Annotated in this window: 24 protein-coding genes; 18 read left to right on the top strand and 6 right to left on the bottom strand. The window is 57.0% G+C overall.

Annotated features, from left to right (window positions below; genetic code table 11):
• Nucleotides 1-179: 179 nt before the first annotated feature.
• The 4 genes from iraP to adrA all read left to right on the top strand — a co-directional run bounded on the left by iraP (nucleotide 180) and on the right by adrA (nucleotide 3,573).
• The gene (gene iraP, locus I6L58_RS07855) at nucleotides 180-440 is read left to right on the top strand and encodes an anti-adapter protein IraP (protein ID WP_006176840.1); all 261 of its coding nucleotides are present in this window, start codon (nucleotides 180-182) and stop codon (nucleotides 438-440) included.
• Nucleotides 441-539: 99 nt separating this feature from the next.
• The gene (gene phoA / locus I6L58_RS07850) at nucleotides 540-1,955 is read left to right on the top strand and encodes an alkaline phosphatase (protein WP_088207865.1); all 1,416 of its coding nucleotides are present in this window, start codon (nucleotides 540-542) and stop codon (nucleotides 1,953-1,955) included.
• 91 nt (nucleotides 1,956-2,046) lie between these two features.
• Nucleotides 2,047-2,367: a phosphate starvation-inducible protein PsiF gene (gene psiF / locus I6L58_RS07845; protein ID WP_058609318.1), complete on the top strand. Its 321-nt coding sequence runs from the start codon at nucleotides 2,047-2,049 to the stop codon at nucleotides 2,365-2,367.
• A 102-nt stretch (nucleotides 2,368-2,469) separates the two neighbouring features.
• The gene (gene adrA / locus I6L58_RS07840; protein WP_006176843.1) at nucleotides 2,470-3,573 is read left to right on the top strand and encodes a diguanylate cyclase AdrA; all 1,104 of its coding nucleotides are present in this window, start codon (nucleotides 2,470-2,472) and stop codon (nucleotides 3,571-3,573) included.
• 16 nt (nucleotides 3,574-3,589) lie between these two features.
• Here adrA and proC read toward each other — a convergent pair whose 3' ends face one another.
• Nucleotides 3,590-4,399: a pyrroline-5-carboxylate reductase gene (proC, locus tag I6L58_RS07835; protein WP_088207864.1), complete on the bottom strand. Its 810-nt coding sequence runs from the start codon at nucleotides 4,397-4,399 to the stop codon at nucleotides 3,590-3,592.
• Between the two features lie 95 nt (nucleotides 4,400-4,494).
• Between proC and I6L58_RS07830 the strand changes: the two genes are divergently transcribed.
• The 5 genes from I6L58_RS07830 to ppnP all read left to right on the top strand — a co-directional run bounded on the left by I6L58_RS07830 (nucleotide 4,495) and on the right by ppnP (nucleotide 7,131).
• Nucleotides 4,495-4,956: a YaiI/YqxD family protein gene (locus I6L58_RS07830; protein WP_058609316.1), complete on the top strand. Its 462-nt coding sequence runs from the start codon at nucleotides 4,495-4,497 to the stop codon at nucleotides 4,954-4,956.
• 141 nt (nucleotides 4,957-5,097) lie between these two features.
• Nucleotides 5,098-5,622 carry a shikimate kinase AroL gene (gene aroL / locus I6L58_RS07825; RefSeq protein ID WP_088207863.1) on the top strand — a complete coding sequence of 175 codons (525 nt, stop codon included), beginning with the start codon at nucleotides 5,098-5,100 and terminating at the stop codon, nucleotides 5,620-5,622.
• 44 nt (nucleotides 5,623-5,666) lie between these two features.
• Nucleotides 5,667-5,858, top strand: coding sequence for a protein YaiA (yaiA, locus tag I6L58_RS07820; protein WP_006176847.1), 192 nt, complete (start codon nucleotides 5,667-5,669; stop codon nucleotides 5,856-5,858).
• 236 nt (nucleotides 5,859-6,094) lie between these two features.
• Nucleotides 6,095-6,772 carry an AroM family protein gene (locus I6L58_RS07815; RefSeq protein ID WP_042320780.1) on the top strand — a complete coding sequence of 226 codons (678 nt, stop codon included), beginning with the start codon at nucleotides 6,095-6,097 and terminating at the stop codon, nucleotides 6,770-6,772.
• Nucleotides 6,773-6,843: 71 nt separating this feature from the next.
• The gene (gene ppnP / locus I6L58_RS07810; RefSeq protein WP_006176849.1) at nucleotides 6,844-7,131 is read left to right on the top strand and encodes a pyrimidine/purine nucleoside phosphorylase; all 288 of its coding nucleotides are present in this window, start codon (nucleotides 6,844-6,846) and stop codon (nucleotides 7,129-7,131) included.
• Between the two features lie 45 nt (nucleotides 7,132-7,176).
• On the opposite strand, the gene rdgC is transcribed toward ppnP, so the two are convergent.
• The gene (rdgC, locus tag I6L58_RS07805) at nucleotides 7,177-8,091 is read right to left on the bottom strand and encodes a recombination-associated protein RdgC (RefSeq protein ID WP_006176850.1); all 915 of its coding nucleotides are present in this window, start codon (nucleotides 8,089-8,091) and stop codon (nucleotides 7,177-7,179) included.
• 123 nt (nucleotides 8,092-8,214) lie between these two features.
• Here rdgC and mak point away from each other — a divergent pair, with 123 nt between their 5' ends.
• Nucleotides 8,215-9,120 (top strand): fructokinase, encoded by a 906-nt coding sequence (gene mak / locus I6L58_RS07800; RefSeq protein ID WP_088207862.1) that lies wholly within the window; start codon nucleotides 8,215-8,217, stop codon nucleotides 9,118-9,120.
• A 124-nt stretch (nucleotides 9,121-9,244) separates the two neighbouring features.
• On the opposite strand, the gene sbcC is transcribed toward mak, so the two are convergent.
• Together sbcC and sbcD are read right to left on the bottom strand one after the other, a co-directional pair.
• Nucleotides 9,245-12,376, bottom strand: coding sequence for an exonuclease subunit SbcC (gene sbcC, locus I6L58_RS07795; protein ID WP_088207861.1), 3,132 nt, complete (start codon nucleotides 12,374-12,376; stop codon nucleotides 9,245-9,247).
• Nucleotides 12,373-13,578, bottom strand: coding sequence for an exonuclease subunit SbcD (gene sbcD / locus I6L58_RS07790; protein ID WP_006176853.1), 1,206 nt, complete (start codon nucleotides 13,576-13,578; stop codon nucleotides 12,373-12,375). Before sbcD ends, sbcC begins: the two co-directional genes overlap by 4 nt.
• A gap of 186 nt (nucleotides 13,579-13,764) precedes the next feature.
• Between sbcD and phoB the strand changes: the two genes are divergently transcribed.
• The 8 genes from phoB (at nucleotide 13,765) to I6L58_RS07750 (ending at nucleotide 24,236) form a co-directional block, all read left to right on the top strand.
• Entirely contained in the window at nucleotides 13,765-14,454 is a 690-nt protein-coding gene (gene phoB, locus I6L58_RS07785) for a phosphate response regulator transcription factor PhoB (protein WP_006176854.1), read from the top strand.
• Between the two features lie 21 nt (nucleotides 14,455-14,475).
• Complete coding sequence (phoR, locus tag I6L58_RS07780) at nucleotides 14,476-15,771, top strand: phosphate regulon sensor histidine kinase PhoR (RefSeq protein ID WP_088207860.1); 1,296 nt, start codon at nucleotides 14,476-14,478, stop codon at nucleotides 15,769-15,771.
• Nucleotides 15,772-16,180: 409 nt separating this feature from the next.
• Nucleotides 16,181-17,500, top strand: coding sequence for a branched-chain amino acid transporter carrier protein BrnQ (gene brnQ, locus I6L58_RS07775; RefSeq protein ID WP_006176856.1), 1,320 nt, complete (start codon nucleotides 16,181-16,183; stop codon nucleotides 17,498-17,500).
• Nucleotides 17,501-17,580: 80 nt separating this feature from the next.
• A complete protein-coding gene (gene proY / locus I6L58_RS07770) occupies nucleotides 17,581-18,954 on the top strand; it encodes a proline-specific permease ProY (RefSeq protein ID WP_006176857.1) in 1,374 nt (457 codons plus the stop codon).
• Nucleotides 18,955-19,093: 139 nt separating this feature from the next.
• Nucleotides 19,094-20,911, top strand: coding sequence for a maltodextrin glucosidase (malZ, locus tag I6L58_RS07765; protein ID WP_088207859.1), 1,818 nt, complete (start codon nucleotides 19,094-19,096; stop codon nucleotides 20,909-20,911).
• A 200-nt stretch (nucleotides 20,912-21,111) separates the two neighbouring features.
• Nucleotides 21,112-21,753 carry a hydrolase gene (locus I6L58_RS07760; protein ID WP_088207858.1) on the top strand — a complete coding sequence of 214 codons (642 nt, stop codon included), beginning with the start codon at nucleotides 21,112-21,114 and terminating at the stop codon, nucleotides 21,751-21,753.
• A 47-nt stretch (nucleotides 21,754-21,800) separates the two neighbouring features.
• Entirely contained in the window at nucleotides 21,801-22,346 is a 546-nt protein-coding gene (locus tag I6L58_RS07755) for an antibiotic biosynthesis monooxygenase (RefSeq protein WP_006176860.1), read from the top strand.
• Nucleotides 22,347-22,367: 21 nt separating this feature from the next.
• Entirely contained in the window at nucleotides 22,368-24,236 is a 1,869-nt protein-coding gene (locus I6L58_RS07750) for an amidohydrolase (protein ID WP_088207857.1), read from the top strand.
• A 128-nt stretch (nucleotides 24,237-24,364) separates the two neighbouring features.
• Here I6L58_RS07750 and I6L58_RS07745 read toward each other — a convergent pair whose 3' ends face one another.
• Both I6L58_RS07745 and acpH read right to left on the bottom strand, forming a co-directional pair.
• Nucleotides 24,365-24,967, bottom strand: a complete 603-nt coding sequence (locus I6L58_RS07745; protein WP_006176862.1) for a peroxiredoxin — start codon at nucleotides 24,965-24,967, stop codon at nucleotides 24,365-24,367.
• A gap of 127 nt (nucleotides 24,968-25,094) precedes the next feature.
• Nucleotides 25,095-25,676 carry an ACP phosphodiesterase gene (acpH, locus tag I6L58_RS07740; protein WP_058609307.1) on the bottom strand — a complete coding sequence of 194 codons (582 nt, stop codon included), beginning with the start codon at nucleotides 25,674-25,676 and terminating at the stop codon, nucleotides 25,095-25,097.
• Between the last annotated feature and the right edge of the window lie 36 nt (nucleotides 25,677-25,712).

Below are 25,712 nucleotides of genomic sequence, written 5' to 3'. Positions count from 1 at the left end.
GCGCTGCGTTTATTTATAACTAAATGCAGCATCTTTTTTATAGAAAAACGTTTCGCTGCGTGTTCCCTCTCTCTATTTTGGCAGCGACATCACTTTTGTATAAGATAATACTTTTCTCCTCTTTGCATTATTCAATGACAGTGCTAATTTCAGGGAAAATCCCATAAGGAAATAGCACGATGAAAAATCTCATTGCTGAGTTGTTGGTGAAGCTTGCCGAAAAGGAAGAAGAGTCAAAAGAGCTGGTCGCTCAGGTCGAGGCGCTGGAAATTGTGGTCACGGCGCTGCTACGGCATATGGCGAAACAGGAGCAACAGGCCCTGATAGACAGCATTGAGGGGGCGCTTGAGAAGGCTAAGCCAGACCTGCAGGTTCCGGCCCAGGATGCCGAAATGCTCCAGCAATACGTAAAGAAGCTTTTAAGGCATCCTCGCAGCTAAACGATTTCAGGGCCTGAGCCAGTGTCATTGAATTGTCATGCAGGATGCCTATAGTCGCTCTGTTTTTATTTTTATGTATTTTTACATGGAGAAAATAAATTGAAACAGAGCGCACTTTTCATCGCATTACTTCCCCTGTTAATTACCCCCGCTATTCATGCCGATACCCTCAATACTCAGGTGCTGGATAATCGTGCGGCTCAGGGCGATATCACCCAACCCGGCGGAGCACGCCGCCTCTCAGAAGATCAGACCGCCGCTATTCGCGCATCGCTCAATGACAAGCCCGCCAAAAATATTATTCTGCTGATTGGCGACGGCATGGGCGATTCTGAAATTACTGCCGCGCGTAATTATGCCGAAGGGGCAGGTGGATTTTTTAAAGGCATCGATGCCTTACCCTTGACCGGGCAATATACCCACTACGCGCTGGATAAAAAAACCGGTAAACCCGATTACGTGACAGATTCTGCGGCCTCCGCAACGGCATGGTCAACCGGTGTGAAAACTTACAATGGCGCGCTGGGCGTGGATATCCACGAAAAAGATCATCAAACCATTCTTGAGATGGCCAAAGCGGCAGGTCTGGCAACGGGCAACGTTTCAACCGCAGAGCTGCAGGATGCGACCCCGGCGGCGCTGGTTTCCCATGTCATCTCGCGTAAATGCTATGGCCCGTCCGTGACCAGTGAGAAATGCCCGGCCAACGCGCTGGAAAAAGGCGGGAAAGGCTCGATTACCGAACAACTGCTGAACGCGCGTCCAGACGTGACGCTGGGCGGCGGTGCGAAAACCTTCGCAGACACCGCGACAGCAGGCGAGTGGCAGGGTAAAACCCTGCGCGAGCAGGCGCAGGCGCGCGGCTACCAGATAGTCAGCGATGCGGCCTCTCTGGACGGGATCGCCGAGGCGAACCAGGATAAACCGCTGCTGGGCCTCTTCTCTGAAGGGAATATGCCGGTGCGCTGGGAAGGGCCGAAAGCCTCTTACCACGGCAACATCGACAAACCTGCCGTGACCTGCACGCCCAACCCAAAACGCACTGACAGCGTGCCGACCCTGGCGGCAATGACGGACAAAGCCATCTCGCTGCTGAGCAAAAATGAAAAAGGCTTCTTCCTTCAGGTAGAAGGTGCGTCAATTGATAAACAGGATCACGCGGCCAACCCGTGCGGCCAGATTGGCGAAACGGTCGATCTCGACGAAGCGGTGCAGAAGGCGCTGGCGTTCGCGAAGAAAGACGGTAACACCCTGGTGGTGGTCACCGCTGACCACGCTCATGCCAGCCAGATTATCCCGTCAGACGCTAAAGCACCGGGCCTGACCCAGGCGCTGAACACCAAAGACGGCGCGGTGATGGTGATGAGCTACGGCAACGCTGAAGAAAAGTCAATGGAGCATACCGGCACCCAGCTGCGCATTGCGGCCTACGGCCCGCATGCGGCCAACGTGGTAGGGCTGACTGACCAGACGGATCTCTTCTACACCATGAAAGCGGCGCTTGGCTTGAAATAACGGTTTTTCCCGGCGGAAATGCGATCCGCCGGGTGGTTTTTTCTGCACCACGAACCAGACTTAAAGGGTGATTTCACAAAAGGATGGTGCAATGAAAACAACAATACTGATTACGCTACTCTCCGGCGTGTTCCTGATGGCTTCAGCGAACGCGGCAGAAAAAACCTTAACGCCTCAGCAGCAGCGCATGACCACCTGCAACCAGCAGGCGACAGCGCAAACCCTCAAAGGGGATGCGCGTAAAACCTACATGAGCGACTGCCTTAAAAACGGCGCTTCAAAGCCGGGCGAGAAAAGCCTGACGCCGCAGCAGCAAAAGATGCGTGAATGCAGCTCCCAGGCAACGCAGCAAATGCTTAAGGGCGAGGATCGCAGCAAATTTATGAGTGCCTGCCTGAAGAAACAGGTGTAGTGCAAACGGGTGAGGCACGGTCGTGCCTCACCCGAAATTTCATACTTCCCCCGTACACCCCCTCTCTATAATTTGGGAAATTGTTTTAGACTATTCCCAAAAATGATCAATGATGAAATTTTTTACACTAAAGAGAGCGTTCAGGAAGAGTGGCATCAGGATCTTTTTCAGGATGACTCACACCGTTCCGGCATCCTGTTTGCCCGGCGGGTGCGGCTGGCGCGAACCGTGGGGCTGGCGGCGATGTTTTTCCCGATTGCGGGCGTGCTGGTCAGCCATTTTCTGCCCGGCGGCTGGTGGCTTCTGCTGGTCGGCTGGGCGTTTATCTGGCCGCACCTGGCCTGGCAGCTCGCCTTCCGCTCCGCCGCGCCTTACCGCCGGGAAGTCTACAACCTGAAGGTGGACGCCATTATCGCCGGGGTCTGGATTGGCCTGATGGGGATCGGTGCGTTGCCGTCTGCCGCGCTGTTCATGATGATCGGCATGAATATGATGGGGGCGGGCGGCTTTCGCCTGTTCTTAACCGGCACGATCCTGGCCGTGCTCTCAGCGCTGATCACCTTACACCTGACCGGTAACATCATAACCTTCGCGCCCGGCGGGCTGGAGTGGGGGCTGACGCTACCGGTGCTGATCCTCTATCCCATGCTCTTCGCCTGGGTCAGCCACCAGACGGCAATTCGCCTCGCCGAACATAAGCGCCGGCTGGAACTCATGAGCAGCCGTGACGGCATGACCGGCGTTTACAATCGCCGCCACTGGGAAAATCTCCTGCGCAATGAGTACGAGCAGTGCCGCCGCAGCCATCGGGAAGCGACCATCCTGCTGATCGATATCGATCACTTTAAGGGGATCAACGACACCTGGGGGCACGACGTGGGCGATGAGGCCATTATTGCTATCACCCGCCAGCTTCAGATGTCGCTGCGCGCGGGCGATTTTATTGGCCGCTTCGGTGGGGATGAGTTTGCGGTGATTATGTCCGGCACGCCTGCGGAGAGTGCGATTGCGGCGATGTCGCGCGTTCATGAGCGTCTGAATCACATGACGTTACCCCGGGCGCCCGGCGTGCGGTTACGGATAAGCGTCGGCGTTGCGCCGTGGAGGACGCAGTTTGGGCACTACCGCGAATGGCTGAAAGCCGCTGATGTTGCCCTTTATAAGGCGAAAAACGCCGGGCGCGGCCGCACTGAAGTCGCCGCCTGACGCCCGGCACTGCGGATCAGGATTTACTGAGCGCCTCTGATTTTTCCATGCATTTTTCCATCGCCTCGATGACAGCCGAGCGGAACCCACGATCCTCGAGCACGCGTACGGCTTCAATGGTCGTACCGCCCGGTGAACAGACCATATCTTTCAGCTCACCCGGATGTTTGCCGGTCTCCAGCACCATTTTGGCAGACCCCATCACCGCCTGTGCGGCAAATTTATAGGCCTGCGCGCGCGGCATTCCGCCCAGCACGGCAGCATCCGCCATCGCTTCGATAAACATAAACACGTAGGCGGGTGCAGAGCCACTTACGCCCACCACCGGATGGATCATGGCCTCATTAATGACCTCCGCCTCACCGAAGCAGCGGAAAATATTGAGCACATCGGCAATGTCTTCAGAGGTGACCAGCGCGTTCGGGGTCACGGACGTCATACCAGCATTGACCAGCGAAGGGGTGTTCGGCATGGCGCGGACAATTTTGCGGTCATGTCCCAGCGCACGCGCCAGCTGGTCGAGCGTCACGCCCGCGGCAATCGAGACCACCAGCGTCTCTTTATTCAGGCTGGAGGTGACGTCGCTCAGGACCTTAATCATGATGTTGGGTTTGACAGCACCGAAGACGATATCCGCCACCTGGGCCACTTCCTGAGCGCTTTCCGCCGCATTAACGCCATACTCATCGCGCAGCGCCGCGACTTTATCCGGTGATGGGGTATAGACCCAAATCTGCCCCGGCAGGACTTGTCCACTGGCGATAAGACCGCCCAGAATCGCTTTGCCCATATTACCGCAGCCGATAAACCCGATTTTCTTATCCATCACGTTTCTCCGTTATTATGCGTTGTCGTCTCTGATGGATAGCTTAACAACGAAATGCAGGCGACAATAGTCACAGATCAACAAGGGGAGACCATATGGCGATTTGGGTTGATGCGGACGCGTGTCCGAATGTGATTAAAGAGATTTTATTCCGCGCGGCCGACCGCGTGCAGATGCAGCTGACGCTGGTGGCGAACCAGAATATCCGCGTACCGCCGTCGAAGTTTATCCGTTCCCTGCGTGTGCCGGCGGGGTTTGACGTGGCAGACAACGAAATTGTGCGCCTGTGCAGCGCCGAGGATTTAGTGATCACGGCGGATATTCCGCTGGCCGCAGAAGTGCTGGAGAAAGGCGCGGCGGCGCTGAATCCGCGCGGCGAACGCTACTCGCCTGCGACCATCCGCGAAAAACTCACCATGCGTGATTTTATGGATACGATGCGTGCCAGCGGTGTGCAAACCGGTGGGCCAGACAGCTTATCGCAACGCGACCGCCAGCAGTTTGCCGCAGAGCTGGATAAATGGCTACTCGAGGTGAAGCGCCGCACGGCGAAATAAGAACCCTTCTTAAATTGTGGTACAGTGTGGCCTCCACAGGGTTGTCATTCCGTACCGCTTTGCAGTAAAGTAAACGCAACATCTTCTGCAATAATTTCTTTACAGTCTTCAGCCATCCGGCTTCAAGGGGAACACCTGGTCATGAACCCACCCATCTTTTTAGTTGGCCCCCGCGGCTGTGGGAAAACCACCGTTGGTCTTGAACTGGCGCGGATCAATCACAGTCAGTTTGTCGACACCGATCACTGGCTACAGAAGCAGGCCGGGAAAACCATCGCGGAGATCGTCGACGAAGAGGGCTGGGAGAGTTTTCGCGCACGCGAAACGGCAACCCTCGAAGCGGTAACGGCACCTTCCACCGTTGTGGCTACCGGCGGCGGGATCATTCTGGCACCTTATAATCGTCAGTTTATGCACGAGAACGGGATCGTAATCTATCTGTGCGCCCCGGTTTCCACGCTGGTGGCCAGACTGGAAGCCTTTCCGGAAGAGGGGCAACGCCCGACGCTCACCGGCAAGCCGATCAGCGAAGAGGTAAGCGAGGTGCTGGCGGAGCGTGATGCGCTCTATCGCGAAGCGGCACACCATGTGGTTGACGCCGCTGCTGCCCCTGAAGAGGTGGTAATTCAGATTATTACCGCCCTGCGTTTGGCTTGCGCCAGCTAGCCGCCGTCTATACTCATAGTTCAGACAGTCAAAAAGGATGAACTATGCCAACCAGACCCCCTTATCCGCGTGAAGCCCGTATTGTTACCGTCGAAAAAGGTAACGGCGATCAAACCGTTACCTGGTACCAGCTGCGTGCTGACCACCCGAAACCAGACTCGCTGATCAGCGAACATGAAACTGAACAGGAAGCGCGGGACGCCAAACGGCGTTACGAAGATCCTGAAAAGACCTGACAAATTCCTAAATTCGCTACAACTGTGTTGATATCACACTTTTAACTCGGCGTTGTTGTTAAGCAGGAGTTAATATTTAGTTATTACAGGCGCTTTCGGAAAGGCCATGGGATCTTTACACTTCGGTCTGAAGATCAGCTGCTACGCTTTTGTGCTGGTAAAGTGCAACAGAAGGCGCGCAGCGTAGTGAGCCTGTGCCTGTGTCAACGCAGTGGTAGTGAATGAAGGCGAAAAAAATGAAGGCAACATTGGCGATCCTCACTATTGGGGTGGTTCCCGTAAGCGAAGTGTTACCGCTCTTAACCGAGCATATCTCTGAACAACAGATTGTCCATCTGAGCCTGTTGGGTAAGATCAGTCGGGAAGAGGTCATGGAAGACTACGCTATTGAACCGGGGGAGGATGCCCTGCCGACATTGTTAAGTGACGGTGAAATAGCGCACGTCTCGCGACAAAAAATTGAGCGCGCCCTGCAGGGCGTCATTGAAGTCCTTGATAATCAAAATTATGACGTCATCCTGCTGATGAGCACCGCCCCCATTACTGGCCTGGTGGCGCGTAATGCAATCCTCCTTGAACCGATGCGTATCATCCCGCCGCTGGTTGCCTCTATTGTCGACGGTCATCAGGTGGGCGTTATCGTCCCTATTGAAGAGCTGCTCGATAACCAGGCCAATAAATGGAAGGTACTGGCGAAAACCCCGCACTACGCGCTGGCCAATCCGTTCTGGGATAGCGAGACGAAACTGATTGCCGCGGGCCGGGAGCTGATAGAAAAGGGGGCTGACGTTCTGATGCTGGATTGTCTGGGTTTCCACCAGCGGCATCGTGATTTACTGCAGAAAGCACTGGATGTGCCGGTGCTCCTGTCCAACGTGCTGGTGGCCCGCCTGGCCTCTGAACTGCTGGTCTGATGATTTTGCGTGACAGGCGATGAGCCTGGCCCCTATAGTGAATTTTTATCAATAAATATAAGGGCCAGCCCATGCTTCAAAGTAATGAATACTTTTCCGGTAAAGTGAAATCCATTGGTTTTACCAGCAGCAGTACTGGCCGTGCCAGTGTCGGCGTGATGGCTGAAGGGGAATACACCTTTGGTACCGCAGAAGCGGAAGAGATGACGGTTGTCAGCGGCGCGCTGAACGTCTTGCTGCCGGGCGAGACAGAGTGGAAAGTGTTTGCCGCGGGCCAGGTTTTCAACGTGCCGGGCCACAGCGAGTTTCACTTGCAGGTGGCTGAACCTACCTCTTATCTGTGCCGCTACCTGAAATAAAGTTAAGCCGGGTAGCGCTCACGCGTGCCCGGCCTGTGTTTTACCTTAGCGTTGCGCTTCTCCGCCAAGGCCTTCCACCAGACTCTGAATCAGCGCCGCCAGCTCGCCTGTCATCAGGATAAAGTCTGCGTCAAAGCGCTGGGCGAAATCTTCCCGGTCGATATCTTCATTCTGATCGCGTAGCTCATCGCAGAACTTCAGACGCTTCACGGAGCCGTCGTCGCACATCACAAACTGAATGCGCTGCTGCCAGTCGAGCGCCAGTTTCGTGACCACTTTGCCTGCTTCAATGTGCACCGCAATCTCATCGCTCACCAGATCCTGCTTTTTGGCACGGATCACGCCGCCATCTTCCAGCAGCGCTTTCAGCTCGGCTTCATCCAGGATCTGGAAGCCCTGCGCGGCACTGCCGCTACGCACCCATTCGGTCAGGGTCAGCTCAATCGGCGTTTCCAGCGCCAGCGGCACCACCGGCAGCGAGCCGAGGCTTTTACGCAGCAGAGCCAGCGTATCTTCAGCTTTTTTGGCGCTGGCGCAGTCCACCATGATCAGCCCGTTGACGGTGTCGATCCACATCATGGTCTGGCTAAAGCGGCTGAAGGCGCGCGGCAGCAGCGAGTGCAGCACCTCATCCTTCAGGGAATCTTTTTCGGTCTTTTTCAGCTTACGGCCCTGTTCGGCTTCCAGCTTGAAAATCTTCGCTTCGAGCGCCTGCTTCACCACCGGCGTCGGCAGGATTTTTTCCTCTTTACGGGCGCAGACGATGATTTGGCCCGTGCTGCTGGCGTGGGTCAAGGCATCGCTTTGTGAACCCATTGGCGGAACCCAGCCGGTTTTCGCCATATCCTGGCTACCGCAAGGGGAAAAGGTATAAGCGGCTAACTGTTTTTCCATCTCTTCTGCACGCAGCGAAACGTCGCGGCTGAGACGGTAAACCATCAAATTTTTGAACCACAGCATGATAATTTCCACGGCCTTGTCGTTAAATCAGCGGGCATGATAGCGAATTGTCGCATCGCTTGCATTGCTAATCGGGTAGACCGCTTCTACTCTGTTGATAATCAAAATAAAGAGGAGTGTCCTGTGCGTATTGGGATCGATTTGGGCGGCACCAAAACAGAAGTTATCGCGCTGAGCGAGCAGGGGGAGCAGCTGTTTCGCCACCGTTTGCCGACGCCGCGTGATGACTATCATCAAACCATCGAGACAATCGCAAGCCTGATTGAGATGGCCGAGCAGGCCACGGGGCAGCGCGGCACCGTGGGAATGGGCATCCCGGGATCGCTTTCGCCCTATAGCGGGGTGGTGAAAAACGCTAATTCCACCTGGCTCAACGGGCAGCCTTTCGATAAAGACGTAAGTCAACGCCTGAACCGCGACGTGCGTCTGGCAAACGATGCCAACTGTCTGGCGGTGTCGGAGGCGATTGATGGCGCGGCAGCGGGCGCGCAGACCGTCTTTGCGGTCATTATTGGCACCGGCTGCGGCGCAGGCGTGGCGTTTGGCGGCCGCGCGCACATTGGCGGTAACGGCACGGCGGGCGAGTGGGGCCATAATCCGCTGCCCTGGATGGATGAAGACGAGCTGAAATACCGTGCTGAGGTTCCGTGCTACTGCGGCAAGCAGGGGTGCATTGAGACGTTTATCTCCGGGACCGGTTTTGCCACGGATTACCATCGCCTGAGCGGGCAGTCGCTCAAGGGCAATGCGATCATGCGGCTGGTTGAAGAGCAGGATCCGGTAGCGGAACTGGCGCTCAGTCGCTACGAAATGCGTCTGGCAAAATCGCTGGCGCACGTGGTGAATATCCTTGATCCTGACGTTATCGTCCTCGGCGGCGGCATGAGCAACGTTGATCGGCTGTACGCCACGGTGCCAAACCTGGTGAAGCAGTGGGTCTTCGGCGGAGAGTGCGAAACCCCCATCCGCAAAGCGGTGCACGGGGATTCCAGCGGCGTGCGCGGCGCAGCGTGGCTGTGGCCACAGTGAGATATCGGGTGGTGCGGCCCGCTCCCCCTCACCCCGGCCCTCTCCCTCGAGGGAGAGGGGGATCAATTCCCTCTCCCCGTGGGAGAGGGTTAGGGTGAGGGCATCAGACCGCACCAGTGTATCCTCACCCCACCGCAAACACCTTATCCAGCCTGCTATAACCCAGTCCGTTAATTTTCTTCACTTTGATCTGCACCGGAATGCGCTCTTTCATCGCCTCGACATGGCTGATCACGCCAATGGTTTTCCCGGTGGCGTTCAGCGCGTCGAGCGCGTCCAGCGCGGTATCCAGCGTTTCGCTGTCGAGAGTGCCGAAGCCCTCGTCAAGGAACAGGGAATCAATGCGGGTTTTGTGGCTCACCAGGTCAGAAAGCGCCAGGGCCAGCGCCAGGCTGACCAGGAAGCTCTCTCCCCCGGAAAGGGTTCGCGTATCACGCACGGCATCGGCCTGCCAGGTATCGACCACTTCCAGCTCCAGGGCGTCGCTGGCCTTGCGCTGAAGCAGGTAGCGCCCGTGCAGCCGGTTAAGCTGCTGGTTGGCGAGCCACACCAGATTATCCAGCGTAAGGCCTTGCGCGAACTTACGGAATTTGTCGCCCGTACTGGAACCAATCAGCGCATTCAGGTATCCCCAGTCGTCGGCCAGGCGGGCGCTCTCTTCAATTTGCTGCATCAGCGCCTGCTGGTGCAGCCGGTTGTCGCTGTCCTGCTTAAGCTGCTGGCGGATTTCACCCTGGCGCGTCGTGTTTTCTCGCAGTTTTTGCGCCAGCTGCGTCAGTGTCGCCTGCAGCGCAGGTGCATCGGCTTCCAGCCCCTGCGGGCGAAGCGTCTGATGTCCGGCAAGCTGCTGATTGGCCTGCCCGGCCAGCGCTGTGGCCTGCTGAAGCTGATTTTCAAGCGTCTGCTTAAGCTGTTCAAGACGACGGAGGGTATCCTCATCCAGCAGTGCGGCAAGGAACGCCTCGCGATCGGTGAAGCAGCTTGCGTCCAGCGCGGCGCTGAACTGGGCCTGCGAGTACTGGAGCCGTTCGCGCTCCAGTGTCTCTTGCTGCTGAAGCGTACTGAGCTGACTTTGCAGCGACACGCATTCGTCGTGGATCGCGCGCCAGTGTTCAGGAATCACCGCTTCGGCTTGTGCGTCGTCGCCGACCGGCAGCGTATCCAGAATGGGCGTTAACGCGTTTATACGTTCCTGAATCGCACCGTGCTGGGTCTGTTTATCCTGCCATTGGGCATATTCGGTTTCGCGTGCGCTGAGCCAGACGCTTTCAGCCCCGTCATCGGGCACGTTAAGCGACAGCGACTGGAGCGAGGATGCCAGCGCCTGACGCGTCGACGTCAGCTGCTGCTGGTACTGGCGCGCCTGTGCGTCCAGTTCATTGAGCTGGTTTTGCAGGGTCAGGCGCTGGCTGAGCTGATACAGCTGGCGTTCGTACTGCTCCTGCTCGCTCATCCACGGGGCGATATCATCCTGAATGTTCAGCGCTATATTCAGGGAGGTGCAGACCTCCAGCCACTCTTTAGTGAGTGCTTGCTCTTCCTGAGAGAGCGCCTGAGCTTCTTCTGTCTCGCGCTGGATCTGTTGGGTCAGGGCATTCACCTGCCCGAGCACCAGCAACCCTTCGTCTTTTAGCGCGGCAACTTCTTTGGCTAACGCGTCACGACGCAGCTGGTTGGCGCTCAGCTCCAGCGCCCGGTATTCCGTGATGGCCGGATGAGTGGTTGAACCGCAGAGCGGGCAAGGTTTGCCTGCCTGCAGATCTGCCCGCTCCGCCTCCAGTTTCTTGATGGTCTTTTCTTGTTCGCAAAGCGTAACAACATCCTGATAGTGCTGGTTTTTTTCTTTGTACTGCTGACGGCGCAGGCTCAGGGTTTCGTTAAGTGTTACCTGCTCAGCCTGCGCTTTCTGCACGCTTTGCGCATTCTGGCGCAGCCGTTTTTGCAGTGGCTGATAGCGTGCGTGTAGCGCGGTCAGGCGCTGACGGAGCGCCCGTGACTGCGCCTGCTGCTCCATTGCCGTGGTGATAGCCTCAGCCGTCAGCGTCAGCGCGCTCTCCGGCATTTCAGCCAGCTTCTGGCGCAGTTCAGCAATGCGCGCCGATTGTGCCGCAAGCTGGCTTTTATCGCGATTCAGCTGCGCGAACTGCGCCCGCCAGCCAGCAATCTCTTGTCCCCATTGGCGAAAACGATCCTGTTCGCTCAGCCATTGCGCCAGAGCCGTATGCTCTGCCTGCAGCTGCTCCCGATGGCGAAGCGCGCCGTTGCGGATACGCGAGCGCAGCGCTGCTCTGTCGAGTAAGCGAGTGTTTACTTCAGCAATGACCTGGGTCGTCTGCGCCAGGCGGGTGGTTTGCTCCTGCTGGCGCTCCCACAGCGGGCGTAGCTGGGCGGCGGGGTGAGCCAGCTGGAGCTTTGCCAGCTCAGGCGCGGCATCGGTCAGCGCCTGCTGCGCCTGCTGCTGCGAAGCGGCGGCGCGCTTCTGTTCACGAATCAGCTCGTCGCTGCGCGTCAGCCACTGGAACGCTTTCTGGTGGCTTTGCTGCTCTGCCAGCAGGGTTTTCTCTTCGTCAGTAAGCACCTGCAAACTTTGCTGCAACTGCTGCTGTTGCTCTTCGCTTAACAGCACGACGCCCGCGGCCTGCGCTTCACACTTTTCCAGCGCGCTGCGGGCGGCTTTGTGCTTCTCAAACACCATGGCCGAAATCTGCCCGTAGATCTCGGTACCGGTCAGCTCCTCCAGCAGCTCGGCGCGATCGCTCGGCTTAGCATTAAGAAACGCGGCGAATTGCCCCTGAGAGAGCAGCATTGAGCGGGTAAAGCGGCCATAGTCCAGCCCGGTGAGCGCGGCGGTTTGTTCCAGCTTATCCGTCACTTTATCGGCGAGAATTTTGCCGTCTTCGCAGCGCGCCAGCTCCACGCGCGGAGCCTGTAAGTTCCCGTCCGGCTGATTGCGCGCGCGGTTCTGGCTCCAGAACGCGCGGTAGGCGATGCCTTTGACCTCGAATTCCACCTCTGCCAGGCACTCGGCCGTGTCGCGCGTCATCAGGTCGTTTTGCGCCTGAGACACTTTTTGCAGGCGCGGCGTTTCGTGGTACAGCGCCAGACAAATGGCGTCGAGAAGGGTAGTTTTGCCTGCACCGGTGGCACCGGTAATGGCAAACAGCCCGTTGCTGGCGAAAGGCTCAGCGGTAAAATCGATTTTCCACTCGCCCTTGAGCGAGTTGAGGTTTTTCAGACGCAGGCTGAGAATTTTCATGCGCTTTCTTCCTCATCATGCAGGGTGTGCAGAGTCTGAACAAACAGCTCGTTGAGCCTTGTGCGTTTGTCATCGTCCAGCTCTTCATGCGCAAGCCGCCGCTCGAAGACCTCTTCCACCCGGAGTTCGCTAAGCGTTTCGCGCCGGGCACCTGAGAGAAGTTTCTCGCGCTGCTCGCGGCTGCGGCGTACCAGCAACACTTCGACGGGAAGATCTTCCGTCAGCGCCTGAATTTTGCGCTGCATATCGTGCAGGTAGTTGTCAGTGGTGATTTCGATATCCAGCCAGACGGGCGGGTTAAGCTCTGCGCCGCGCCACTGCTCAAGCTGGGCGGTAATGGCGGCCAGATCGCCCTTCAGTACCGCCAGCGGCTGGGTGACAGGGACTTCCAGCGGCTCAACGGCGCTGAGTTTGCCGTCGGTGAAGCTCACCAGATGCACGCATTTCGCCTTGCCCGTTTCGTCAAAACTGAGCGGAATGGGCGAGCCACAGTAGCGGATGTGTTCGCAGCCGCCAATCACCTGCGCGCGGTGAATGTGCCCAAGGGCGATGTAGTCGGCAGGCGGGAAGTTTTGCGCCGGGAAGGCGTCCAGGGTGCCGATATAGATCTCGCGAACCGCGTCACTTTTACTGGCTCCGACGGTGGTCAAATGGCCGGTGGCAATAACGGGAAGAGGTTGTTCACCGCGCAGGGTGCAGGCCTGTGCGTGCTGCTGGTGATAATAGTCGGTGATGGCCTGCAATAAATGCTTCTGCTTTTCGCTGCCGGAAAGGCCGGCCTGGCTTTGAACGATATCCCGCGGGCGTAAAAACGGGATCGGGCACAGCACTGCCCCCGGCGTGCCGTCGCGTTTGTTCAGGATCTGCGGCGCGTGCCCGGCACTCGCCACCACGGTCGTGTTGAGGAACGCCAGAATATCGCGGGATTCATTCAGCGTGGCGACGGAGTCATGGTTGCCCGCGACAATCACCAGATGACAGCCGGTTTGCTGCAGGTTGACCACAAAGCGGTTATACAACTCGCGCGCATAGCTCGGCGGCTGTCCGGTATCAAAAATATCGCCTGCCACGATAATTGCGTCGACCTCCTGCAACCGGGCCGTCTCCAGCAGCCAGTTCAGAAACGCTTCATGTTCAGCGGCGCGGCTTTTGCTGTAAAAATTTTGACCCAGATGCCAGTCCGAGGTGTGAAGTATGCGCATATCAGATCCGTGGCGAAAAAAGATGGGGGGGATTATAAACTTTCAGGGAACGGAAAATAACCGCTGTAATAAAACAACAGTTTGCCATTGATGATGGTAATGTTTTTCATAAATCTGTCATAAATCTGACGCATAATGGCGCCGAATTACAACATGTAACTTAAATAAGACAAAACAGGGCAAAGTATGGCGAGACGTATTCTGGTCGTAGAAGATGAAGCTCCGATTCGTGAAATGGTGTGCTTCGTGCTCGAACAAAACGGTTTCCAGCCGATTGAAGCGGAAGATTATGACAGTGCGGTGAATCAGCTGAATGAACCCTGGCCCGACTTGATCCTGCTGGACTGGATGCTGCCCGGCGGCTCCGGACTGCAGTTTATCAAACACATTAAACGTGAAGCGATGACCCGCGATATTCCGGTGGTTATGCTGACGGCGCGCGGTGAAGAAGAGGATCGCGTTCGCGGTCTGGAAACCGGCGCGGATGATTACATTACCAAGCCGTTCTCCCCGAAGGAGCTGGTTGCCCGCATTAAAGCCGTGATGCGCCGTATTTCGCCGATGGCGGTGGAAGAGGTGATTGAGATGCAGGGCCTGAGCCTTGACCCGACCTCGCACCGCGTCATGACCGGCGAAAATCCTCTCGACATGGGGCCGACCGAATTTAAGCTCCTGCACTTCTTTATGACCCACCCGGAGCGCGTCTACAGCCGCGAACAGTTGCTGAATAACGTCTGGGGAACTAACGTCTATGTCGAAGACCGAACGGTTGACGTCCATATTCGCCGCCTGCGTAAAGCGCTGGAACTGAGCGGCCACGATCGCATGGTGCAGACGGTCCGCGGCACGGGTTATCGTTTTTCGACCCGTTTCTGAACAATGACAGGAGTGTGACGCGTGCTGGAACGTCTGTCATGGAAAAGGCTCGTCTTTGAACTGATCTTATGCTGTATTCCGGCCTTCATTCTGGGGGCTATTTTTGGCTATCTGCCGTGGTTTTTACTGGCCGCGGTGACCGGATTGCTGATCTGGCATTTCTGGAATCTGCTGCGCCTCTCCTGGTGGCTGTGGGTGGACAGAAGTATGACCCCTCCGCCGGGAAGCGGAAGCTGGGAGCCGCTGCTGTACGGCCTGCATCAGATGCAGATGCGTAATAAAAAGCGCCGCCGCGAGCTGGGCAGCCTGATAAAACGCTTTCGCAGCGGCGCAGAATCGCTGCCGGATGCGGTTATTTTAACCACCGAAGAGGGGACCATCTTCTGGTGTAACGGCCTGGCGCAACAGCTGCTCGGCCTGCGCTGGCCGGATGACAATGGCCAGAATATCCTTAACCTTCTGCGTTATCCCGAGTTCACGCTGTACCTCAAAAAGCGTGACTTTACCCGCCCGCACGATCTGAAGCTCAACAATGGCCGTCATCTTGAGATCCGCGTGATGCCCTACAGCGATCGGCAGTGGCTGATGGTGGCGCGCGACGTGACCCAGATGCACCAGCTGGAAGGGGCGCGCCGCAACTTCTTCGCCAACGTTAGCCACGAACTGCGCACGCCGCTGACGGTGCTGCAGGGCTATCTGGAGATGATGCAGGAGCAAACGCTGGAAGGAGCACCGCGCGAGAAAGCCCTGCACACCATGCGCGAGCAGACGCACCGGATGGAAGGGCTGGTGAAGCAGCTGCTGACGCTCTCGAAAATTGAAGCGGCTCCGTCGCTGGCGCTCACTGACACCATTGACGTGCCGATGATGCTGCGCGTGGTGGAGCGTGAAGCACAGACGTTAAGCCATAAGAAACACTCCTTCAGCTTTGAGGTGGATAACAGCCTCAAAGTGCTCGGCAGCGAGGATGAGCTGCGCAGCGCCATCTCCAACCTGGTCTATAACGCGGTGAACCACACGCCGGAGGGAACGCATATCGTAGTGCGCTGGCAGCCTACCCCGGCGGGGGCTGAGTTCAGCGTCGAGGATAACGGGCCGGGCATTGCGCCGGAGCACCTTCCGCGCCTGACCGAGCGTTTTTACCGTGTGGATAAAGCGCGCTCACGCCAGACCGGGGGCAGCGGTCTTGGACTGGCGATTGTGAAACATGCGGTGAATCACCACGAAAGCCGTCTTGATATTCAGAGTACGCCGGGCAAAGGAACCCGTTTCAGTTTCGTCATGCCGGAACGATTGATTGCCAAAAAGATCGCCTGACGGCGGGTGTGTCATTTTACCTTTCCACGGGTCAGCGTATGCTGGCCCGTTTGCTTTGCAGTCAAGCGAAACGCGGGTGAATATTATACGGCTGTTGTTTTTTTGTTCGCATGATTAGCCATGGGTTTTTCCTGAATATGGCGTATCGTGCTGCCTTGAATTTCTATGCTGGTATATTGTTCTGGTTTTACGATCCCTCCTTGCCTTTAAACGTTATAAGCGTTTAAATTGCCCCCCATATACTGTCAGACCGACTGTATTTGCGTGGTAAATCGAAAAACTATTCTTCGCCACGCCAGGACGGGAGCATATCCCGCTGAAATTGAGCAAATTTTCCGCTGTATCGTCCCGCGAGGGATGGCGAAAATCTCAACGTTTTCAACACCACATCCACAGGCAGTAAGGTTCTATGACCCATCACTTAAAATCGCGTGACATCATCGCGCTGGGCTTTATGACATTTGCGCTGTTCGTTGGCGCAGGCAACATCATTTTCCCTCCTATGGTTGGTTTACAGGCGGGTGAACACGTCTGGACCGCCGCGTTTGGCTTCCTGATTACTGCCGTGGGGCTGCCGGTGCTTACCGTGGTCGCGCTGGCGAAAGTGGGTGGCGGCGTCGATAGCCTCAGCACGCCAATTGGCAAAGTGGCGGGCGTCCTGCTGGCGACCGTCTGCTATCTGGCCGTTGGCCCGCTGTTTGCGACCCCGCGTACCGCGACCGTCTCCTTCGAAGTGGGGATTGCTCCGCTGACCGGTGACGGCGCGATGCCGCTGTTTATCTACAGCCTGGTTTATTTTGCCATCGTGATTCTGGTTTCCCTTTATCCGGGCAAACTGCTGGATACCGTGGGTAATTTCCTGGCTCCGCTGAAAATCATTGCGCTGATCGTGCTGGCCGTTGCCGCCATCATCTGGCCGGCGGGGCCTATCAGCCACGCGATGGATGCCTACCAGAACGCAGCCTTCTCTAACGGCTTTGTAAACGGCTATCTGACGATGGATACGCTGGGTGCGATGGTCTTCGGTATTGTTATCGTGAATGCCGCGCGTTCTCGCGGCGTGACCGAAGCGCGTCTGTTGACCCGCTACACCATCTGGGCTGGCCTGATGGCCGGTGTGGGCCTGACGCTGCTGTATCTGGCGCTGTTCCGCCTGGGGTCCGATAGCGCAACGCTGGTTGATCAGAATGCCAACGGTGCGGCGATCCTGCATGCTTACGTTCAGCACACCTTTGGTGGTGCGGGCAGCATGCTGCTGGCGGTACTGATCTTCCTGGCGTGTCTGGTGACCGCGGTTGGCCTGACCTGCGCCTGTGCGGAGTTCTTTGCCCAGTATCTGCCGCTCTCTTACCGCACGCTGGTCTTTATCCTTGGCATCTTCTCCATGGCGGTATCCAACCTGGGGCTGAGCCACCTGATTCAAATCTCTATTCCGGTGCTGACGGCCATCTATCCGCCGTGCATCGTGCTGGTGGTGCTGAGCTTTACCCGTCCATGGTGGAACAACTCCTCGCGAATTATTGCGCCGGCCATGTTTATCAGCCTGATTTTTGGTATCCTTGACGGGATTAAAGCATCGGCATTCAGTGAAGTGCTGCCTGGCTGGACACAGCGTCTGCCGCTGTCCGAGCAAGGTCTGGCCTGGCTGCTGCCTACCGTTGTCGCGCTGGTTCTGGCCATTGTCTGGGACCGTGCTGCAGGGCGTCAGGTAACATCGAACGCCCATTAATCAACGGCAACAAAGTGTTTAACCACGGGGCTTAAGGCCCCGTGGTTTTTTGTTTTTTCGTGTTGAATGGCAAGACTTAAATGGAAAGCACTAACAAACTTAAACGTGGACTGAGCACTCGCCACATCCGCTTTATGGCGCTGGGCTCTGCTATCGGTACCGGTCTTTTTTATGGCTCGGCAGATGCCATCAAAATGGCCGGTCCCAGCGTGCTGCTGGCCTATATCATCGGCGGCGTGGCGGCCTACATCATTATGCGCGCGCTCGGGGAGATGTCGGTTCATAATCCGTCCGCCAGCTCCTTCTCGCGTTATGCTCAGGAAAACCTCGGCCCACTGGCGGGCTTCATTACCGGGTGGACCTACTGCTTTGAAATCCTGATAGTGGCAATTGCCGACGTCACGGCGTTTGGTATCTATATGGGCGTCTGGTTCCCCGCCGTCCCGCACTGGATATGGGTGCTGAGCGTCGTGCTGATCATCTGCGCCGTGAATCTGATGAGCGTGAAGGTGTTTGGTGAACTGGAGTTCTGGTTCTCCTTCTTCAAAGTCGCGACCATCATCATCATGATCCTCGCCGGTTTCGGCATCATCATCTGGGGTATTGGTAACGGCGGGCAGCCGACCGGGATCCATAACCTGTGGACCAACGGTGGCTTCTTCAGCAACGGCTGGCTTGGAATGGTGATGTCGCTGCAAATGGTGATGTTTGCCTACGGTGGGATCGAGATTATCGGTATTACCGCGGGCGAAGCGAAAGACCCGGAGAAATCCATTCCGCGCGCCATCAACTCCGTGCCGATGCGTATTCTGGTGTTCTACGTGGGTACGCTGTTCGTGATCATGTCCATTTATCCGTGGAACCAGGTGGGCACCAACGGCAGTCCGTTCGTATTGACCTTCCAGCACATGGGCATTGCCTTTGCGGCCAGCATTCTGAACTTCGTGGTGCTCACCGCGTCGCTTTCCGCGATCAACAGTGACGTGTTTGGCGTAGGCCGTATGCTGCACGGCATGGCGGAGCAGGGCAGCGCGCCGAAGGTGTTTGCCAAAACGTCGCGCCGCGGTACGCCGTGGGTGACGGTGGTGGTCATGACCGTTGCGCTGCTGTTCTCGGTTTACCTGAACTACATCATGCCGGAAAACGTCTTCCTGGTGATTGCCTCGCTGGCCACGTTCGCTACCGTGTGGGTGTGGATCATGATTTTGCTGTCGCAGATTGCGTTCCGCCGTCGGCTGCCGCCGGACGAGGTTAAGGCGCTGAAGTTTAAAGTGCCGGGCGGGGTACCAACCACCGTGGCCGGGCTGATCTTCCTGGTGTTTATCATCGGCCTGATTGGCTATCACCCGGATACCCGCATTTCGCTGTACGTCGGCCTGGCGTGGATCGTCCTGCTGCTGGTGGGCTGGGTGTTTAAACGCCGCCATGACCGTCAGCTGGCGCAAGCGCAGTAATCCTCTTTCCCCTCTCCCTGTGGGAGAGGGGCCTGATGCCTCCTCCCCCGTCCTCCTCCCCCAATAAATCCCCTCATGGTGAGCTAACCTTAACTACCCTGTGGCAAGGTGACGTCAATTTCATCAAAGGGGATTCGTGATGTTAAATGCCTGGCACCTTCCGGTTGCCCCATTTGTTAAGCAAAACAAAGACAATCTGGTGATTACGCTCTGGCTGGCAGGAGAAAATCAGCCTGAACGCGTGACGCTTCGCGCTGAAGTGGATAACGAAGAAACGACGCTGAAAATGCACAAACAGCGCAGCCAGCCGCAGCCTGGGGTGACGGCGTGGCGGGCGAATATTGATTTGGGCAGCGGCCAGCCGCGTCGGCGCTATAGCTTTAAACTGCTGTGGAATAACCGCCAACTGTGGTTCACTCCGCAGGGGTTCAGCCGTTTCCCGCCCGCGCGCCTGGAGCAATTCGCGGTGGATTATCCCGATCACGGCCCGCAGTGGGTTAATGACCAGGTCTTTTACCAGATTTTCCCGGACCGCTTTGCCCGAAGCGAAAAGCGGTCCACGGATCAGGATAAGGTCTATTACCACCATGCGGCAGGGCACGAAATTATCCTGAAAGCATGGGATGAACCGCTTACCGCGCAGGCGGGCGGCTCGACCTTTTACGGCGGCGATCTCGACGGGATCAGCGCAAAACTTCCGTACCTGAAATCCCTCGGCGTCACCGCGTTGTACCTGAACCCGGTGTTTAAAGCCCCGAGCGTGCACAAATACGATACCCAGGACTATCGTCACGTTGACGAGCAGTTTGGCGGCGATGAAGCGCTCCTGCGCTTACGGGAAAATACGCGGCGCGAAGGTATGCGTCTGGTTCTGGACGGCGTATTCAACCACAGCGGCGATTCGCACGCCTGGTTTGATCGCCATAACCAGTCGATGGGCGGCGCGTGCCACAACCCGGATTCGCCGCAGCGCGACTGGTACAGCTTCGATGAGGAAGGGCGCGCGCTCGACTGGCTGGGCTATCCCAGCCTGCCGAAGCTGGATTTTCAGTCGCCCACGCTGGTGAATGAGATTTACGGTGGCGATGAGAGCATTGTGCGCCACTGGCTGAAGGCGCCGTGGAGCATGGACGGCTGGCGGCTGGACGTGGTGCATATGCTGGGCGAAGCGGGTGGGGCGCGAAACAACCTGACCCACGTTGCCGCAATCACCCACTCGGCGAAAGTCGCCAACCCCGACGCGTTCGTCTTTGGTGAACATTTTGGCGACGCCCGCCAGTGGCTGCAGGCCGATGCAGAAGATGCGTCGATGAACTATCGCGGCTTTACCTTCCCGCTGTGGGGATTCCTTGCCAACACGGATATCTCTTACGATCCGCAGCATATCGACGCTGAAACCTGCATGGCGTGGATGGATAACTACCGCGCTGGGCTGTCGCATCAGCAGCAGCTCAGGATGTTCAACCAGCTGGACAGCCACGATACCGCCCGCTTTAAATCGCTACTGGGTAAGGACGTGGCGCGCCTGCCGCTGGCCGTTACCTGGCTCTTTACCTGGCCGGGCATACCCTGCATTTACTACGGCGATGAGGTGGGGCTGGATGGCAATAACGATCCGTTCTGCCGCAAAACCTTCCCATGGGAGCCAGAAAAACAGGACAAGGTGCTGTTTAGCCTCTATCAGCGTCTGGCGAAAGTGCGTAAACAGAGTCTCGCCCTGCGCTACGGCGGCTGTCAGGTGGTCTACGCCCACGATAACGTGGTGGTGTTTGTCCGCGTCTATAACCAGCAGCGCGTGCTGGTGGCGATAAACCGCGGTGAAGCCTGTGAGGTGGTGCTGGACCACTCTCCGCTGCTAAACGTAAAAAGGTGGCTGCTTAAAGAGGGAAAAGGCACCATTCAGGAAAATATCCTGTCGCTACCTGCCATTTCCGCCAGTATCTGGTTCGGCAATTAATCCTTAATCGCGGCAGGTGTTTATTTCCTGCCGCAGAATATATTCGATCTTGTTCTGTTTAATTCACCAGAGGAGACAAATTTCTTTAATATCCTCTTAATCAATTCTCGCTATACTCAATTTGCTTAATCAGTCAGGGCCCTTTCTCATTTAGCACACACAAACGTTGGCTTTTAACACATTGATTAAAAGGTACTTTTATGTCTATTCGTGAACTGATTGACCCACAAAACTCCGCATTAATTTTTATCGATCACCAGCCACAAATGTCCTTTGGTGTCGCTAATATTGACCGACAATTATTAAAGAATAATACGATTGCCCTGGCGAAAGCCGGCAAAATATTTGATATACCGGTTATCTATACCTCAGTCGAAACAAAAAGTTTTAGTGGTTATATCTGGCCAGAATTGCTGGCAGTTCATCCTGACGTCAAACCGATTGAACGTACCTCAATGAACTCCTGGGAAGATGACGCGTTTGTTGCGGCGGTAAAAGCGACGGGCCGCAAAAAACTCATCATCTCTGCCCTGTGGACCGAAGTCTGCCTGACCTTCCCGGCGCTGATGGCGCTGGATGAGGGCTTTGAAGTCTACGTGGTAACCGACACCTCCGGCGGCACTTCTGTGGATGCCCATGAACGCGCTATCGACCGTATGGTACAGGCCGGTGCGGTGCCGGTGACCTGGCAGCAGGTTCTGCTTGAGTACCAGCGCGACTGGTCACGTAAAGGCACCTACGATGCGGTGATGGACCTGGTGCGCGAGCACAGCGGCGCGTACGGCATGGGTGTCGATTATGCCTATACCCTCGTACATGGCGCGCCTGAGCGTAAAGCTTAAGCCTTTCAGGGCGGGTCTTTCCCGCCCGATTTTGACCAGGAATTTATATGGCGCAAACATCTCATGTGACGCTGGTGATTGCTCACACGCTTCTTCCGGGACAGGCTGAGCGGTACGAACAGTGGCTTGGCAAAATTATGCCCATTGCGGCGGACTTTCCCGGACACCTTGGCGCGAACGTGATCCGCCCCCAGGAAGGACAGCAGTTGTGGACGATCATTATTCGTTTCGACACCCCCGAACACCTCTATGCATGGACGCAGTCTGAAACCCGTAACGCGCTGGTGAAAGAGATTGAGCCGTTACTGGCGGAAGGAGACAAAACCGAAGTGCGCACCGACGCGGCATTCTGGTTTACCCCGCCCGAACCGCACATCCGCAAGCCGAAGCAGTGGAAGCAGTTTCTTATCACGCTGCTGGTGATTTTCCCCAGCACCAACGTGGTGCCGCAGGTAACCGGGGCGCTACTTCCTGGCCTGAAAGGCTCTTTATTGCTGCATTTGATTAACGATGCCTGTGTCGTCGCGCTGGTGGTCTGGCTATGGATGCCCATCGTGACCCGTCTGTTTGCCGGATGGCTGAAAAAAGCCTGATTCGGCCCAAAGGAGGACCTTATGTCCCACACTGCCACACTGATCTTAACCCACGGTAAGATCCACACCCTCGATCGCGACAATCCGCTCGCGGAAGCGGTCGCCATCGCCAACGGCAAGATCCTTGCCACGGGGAATCACGATCGCATCATGAGCTTTGCGACCCAGGGCACCCAGATTGTTGACCTGAAGGGGAGTACGGTCATCCCTGGCCTGAACGATTCGCACCTGCACCTGATCCGCGGCGGGCTGAACTACAACCTGGAGCTGCGCTGGGAAGGCGTGCCGTCTCTGGTGGACGCGCTGCGGATGCTGAAAGATCAGGCTGACCGTACGCCTTCCCCGCAGTGGGTGCGCGTGGTAGGCGGCTGGAGCGAGTTCCAGTTTGCCGAGCGCCGGATGCCAACCATCGAGGAGCTTAATGAAGCGGCGCCGGATACCCCGGTGTTTGTCCTGCACCTCTACGATCGCGCCCTGCTTAACCGGGCGGCGCTTAAAGCCGTCGGCTATACCAAAGAGACGCCAAACCCGCCGGGCGGTGAGATCGTGCGCGATAACCACGGCAATCCGACCGGGATGCTGATCGCCAAACCGAATGCCATGATCCTGTACGCCACGCTGGCGAAAGGGCCGAAACTGCCGATTGAGCAGCAGGTGAACTCCACGCGCCAGTTTATGCGCGAGCTGAACCGCCTTGGGCTGACCAGCGCCATCGACGCGGGCGGCGGCTTCCAGAACTACCCGGAAGATTACGAGGTGATCGCCGAGCTGCACGCCAAAGAGCAGATGACGGTACGTATTGCCTACAACCTCTTTACCCAGCGTCCTAAACAGGAGCTGGAAGATTTTGAGCGCTGGACCGACATGCTCAAGCCGGGGCAGGGAACGGACTTTTACCGTGCCAACGGTGCGGGCGAGATGCTGGTCTTCTCGGCGGCGGATTTTGAAGACTTCCTCCAGCCGCGTCCGGACCTGCCGGAAGGGATGGAAGACGAGCTGGAGCGCGTGGTGCGCCATCTGGTAGAACATCGCTGGCCGTTCCGCCTGCACGCTACCTATGACGAATCTATCAGCCGTATGCTGGACGTATTCGAGAAGGTCAACCGCGATATTCCGTTTAACGGCCTGCACTGGTTCTTTGACCATGCGGAGACCATCACCGAGCGCAACATCGAGCGCGTGAAGGCCCTGGGCGGCGGGATCGCGGTGCAGCATCGTATGGCCTTCCAGGGAGAGTACTTTGTCGATCGCTACGGCAAAGAGGCGGTGAAACACACGCCGCCAGTGGCCAAAATGCTGGAGCTGGAGGTGCCGGTTGGGTTAGGTACCGACGCAACCCGGGTGGCAAGCTACAACCCGTGGACGGCGCTCTACTGGCTGGTTTCCGGGCGCACCGTGGGTGGGCTGGCAATGTATGACGATAACAACCGCCTGCCGCGCGACGTGGCGCTGGAGCTGTGGACGGCGGGCAGCGCATGGTTCTCAAGCGAGCAGGGCAAGAAGGGCCGCTTGGTCGAAGGGCAGCTTGCGGATCTGGTGGTGTTGTCGAAAGACTACTTCAGCGTGCCGGAGGAGGAGATTAAGGGCATTGAATCGGTGCTGACGGTGGTCGATGGCAAGGTGGTGTATGCCGCCGGGCAGTTTAGCCCGCTGTCGCCGCCGCCTGTTCCGGTAGTGCCGGAGTGGTCACCGGTGGTGAAAGTGCCAGGCCATTACCGCTCTGCGCCGCCTGCAGTCAATCACGTTGGCGCAGTGGTTCAGATGCATCAGTGTATTGGCAGCTGCGGGGTGCATGGGCACGCGCACGGTATCGCGCGCCAGTCATCGATTCCGGTATCGGACGAGCAGGCGTTCTGGGGCGTGCTTGGCTGTTCATGCTTCGCGTTTTAACGCGAGGGAGCGAAAGCGTTTTCCGCACGGATTGCCCCCTCTCCCTTGAGGGAGAGGGCTGGGGTGAGGGGGGAAACGCACAAACAAAAAGGCCCGCACAAGCGGGCCTTCTTCGTAAACCGTGCCGATTACAGGCTGGATACGTTCTCAGACAGGTACTTAGCCACGCCGTCCGGAGACGCGTTCATGCCTTCTTTCCCTTTTTCCCACTGAGCCGGGCACACTTCGCCGTGCTCTTCGTGGAACTGCAGCGCGTCAACCATGCGCAGCATTTCGTCGATGTTACGACCCAGCGGCAGATCGTTCACAACCTGGTGACGAACGATACCGTTCGCGTCGATCAGGAAAGAACCGCGCAGCGCAACGCCTGCGTCCGGATGCTCAATACCATAAGCCTTCTGGATTTCGCGTTTGATGTCCGCAACCATCGCGTATTTCACCGCACCGATGCCGCCGTTGTCGACAGGGGTGTTACGCCATGCGTTGTGTACAAATTCAGAGTCGAAGGAGACGCCAACGACTTCCACGCCACGCTTCTGGAATTCTTCATAACGTTTGTCGAACGCGATCAGCTCAGACGGGCAAACGAAAGTGAAGTCCATTGGCCAGAAGAACAGAACGGTCGCTTTACCGTTGGTATGCTGTTTGAAGTTGAAGTTTTCAACGATTTCACCGTTGCCCAGAACTGCTGCAGCCGTAAAATCCGGAGCCGGACGAGTTACCAGAACCATATGATTCTCCTGTAGATACTAAGGTTATTTGGAACGCAACGCGGGCCAGTATAGAGAGTGTGCAGCCATAAGACAAAGAGGTGCTGACAATCGTTCAGCCAGCTTTTACCTATCAATGCAGATCCTGTTACAGCTGTTTGTTTTTCGCCTGCGCCATCATGCGCGGGTAGAACTGCCAGAAACGGCTCTCCAGCGCGTCGTAGTGCGTGTCCAGGTCGTACCAGGAATCGCGTAGCGCATCGAGACGCGGGCGGCGGCTGGCCATGCCGTTCAGGACGTTCTGGATAAAATCCATCTCGCGATACCGCTCCAGCCAGCGTTCAGACCACAGATAGTTGTTGAGATTGACAAAACGCGGCGGGGAGTCCGGTAAAATTATCGCCACCTGCTGACGGGCATAGCGTACAAATTCCGGCAGCGGCAGGTTCGGCGACAGCTGTTCCCAGTGGCGCGACAGGAAGTGATCCCACATGACGTCGAGCGTAATTGGCGCGACGCGGCGGGTTTCGGGGCGGAACCATGCTTTCGCTTCGGTCACTTCCGGCAGGTTATCGGTCAGGACGTCGATCCGGCGATGCATAAAGATCCCTTCGACAACCTCTGCGGAATACGCCTCGGCGGGGTTGCCGCGCACGAAATCGGCCAGCAGGTTGCCGGATAAAGAGCTTTCAGCGAGATGAGCAAGATGCAGGTGAGCGAGAAAATTCATGCGTTTTATTTGTCCGGGGGCGGCTAGTTGTTGCAG

Origin of the sequence: Enterobacter cancerogenus (assembly GCF_019047785.1) — a bacterium.
Lineage (GTDB): Bacteria > Pseudomonadota > Gammaproteobacteria > Enterobacterales > Enterobacteriaceae > Enterobacter > Enterobacter cancerogenus.
Note: the sequence above shows the minus strand (reverse complement) of the source record. Positions and strands in the feature narration are given on the sequence as shown.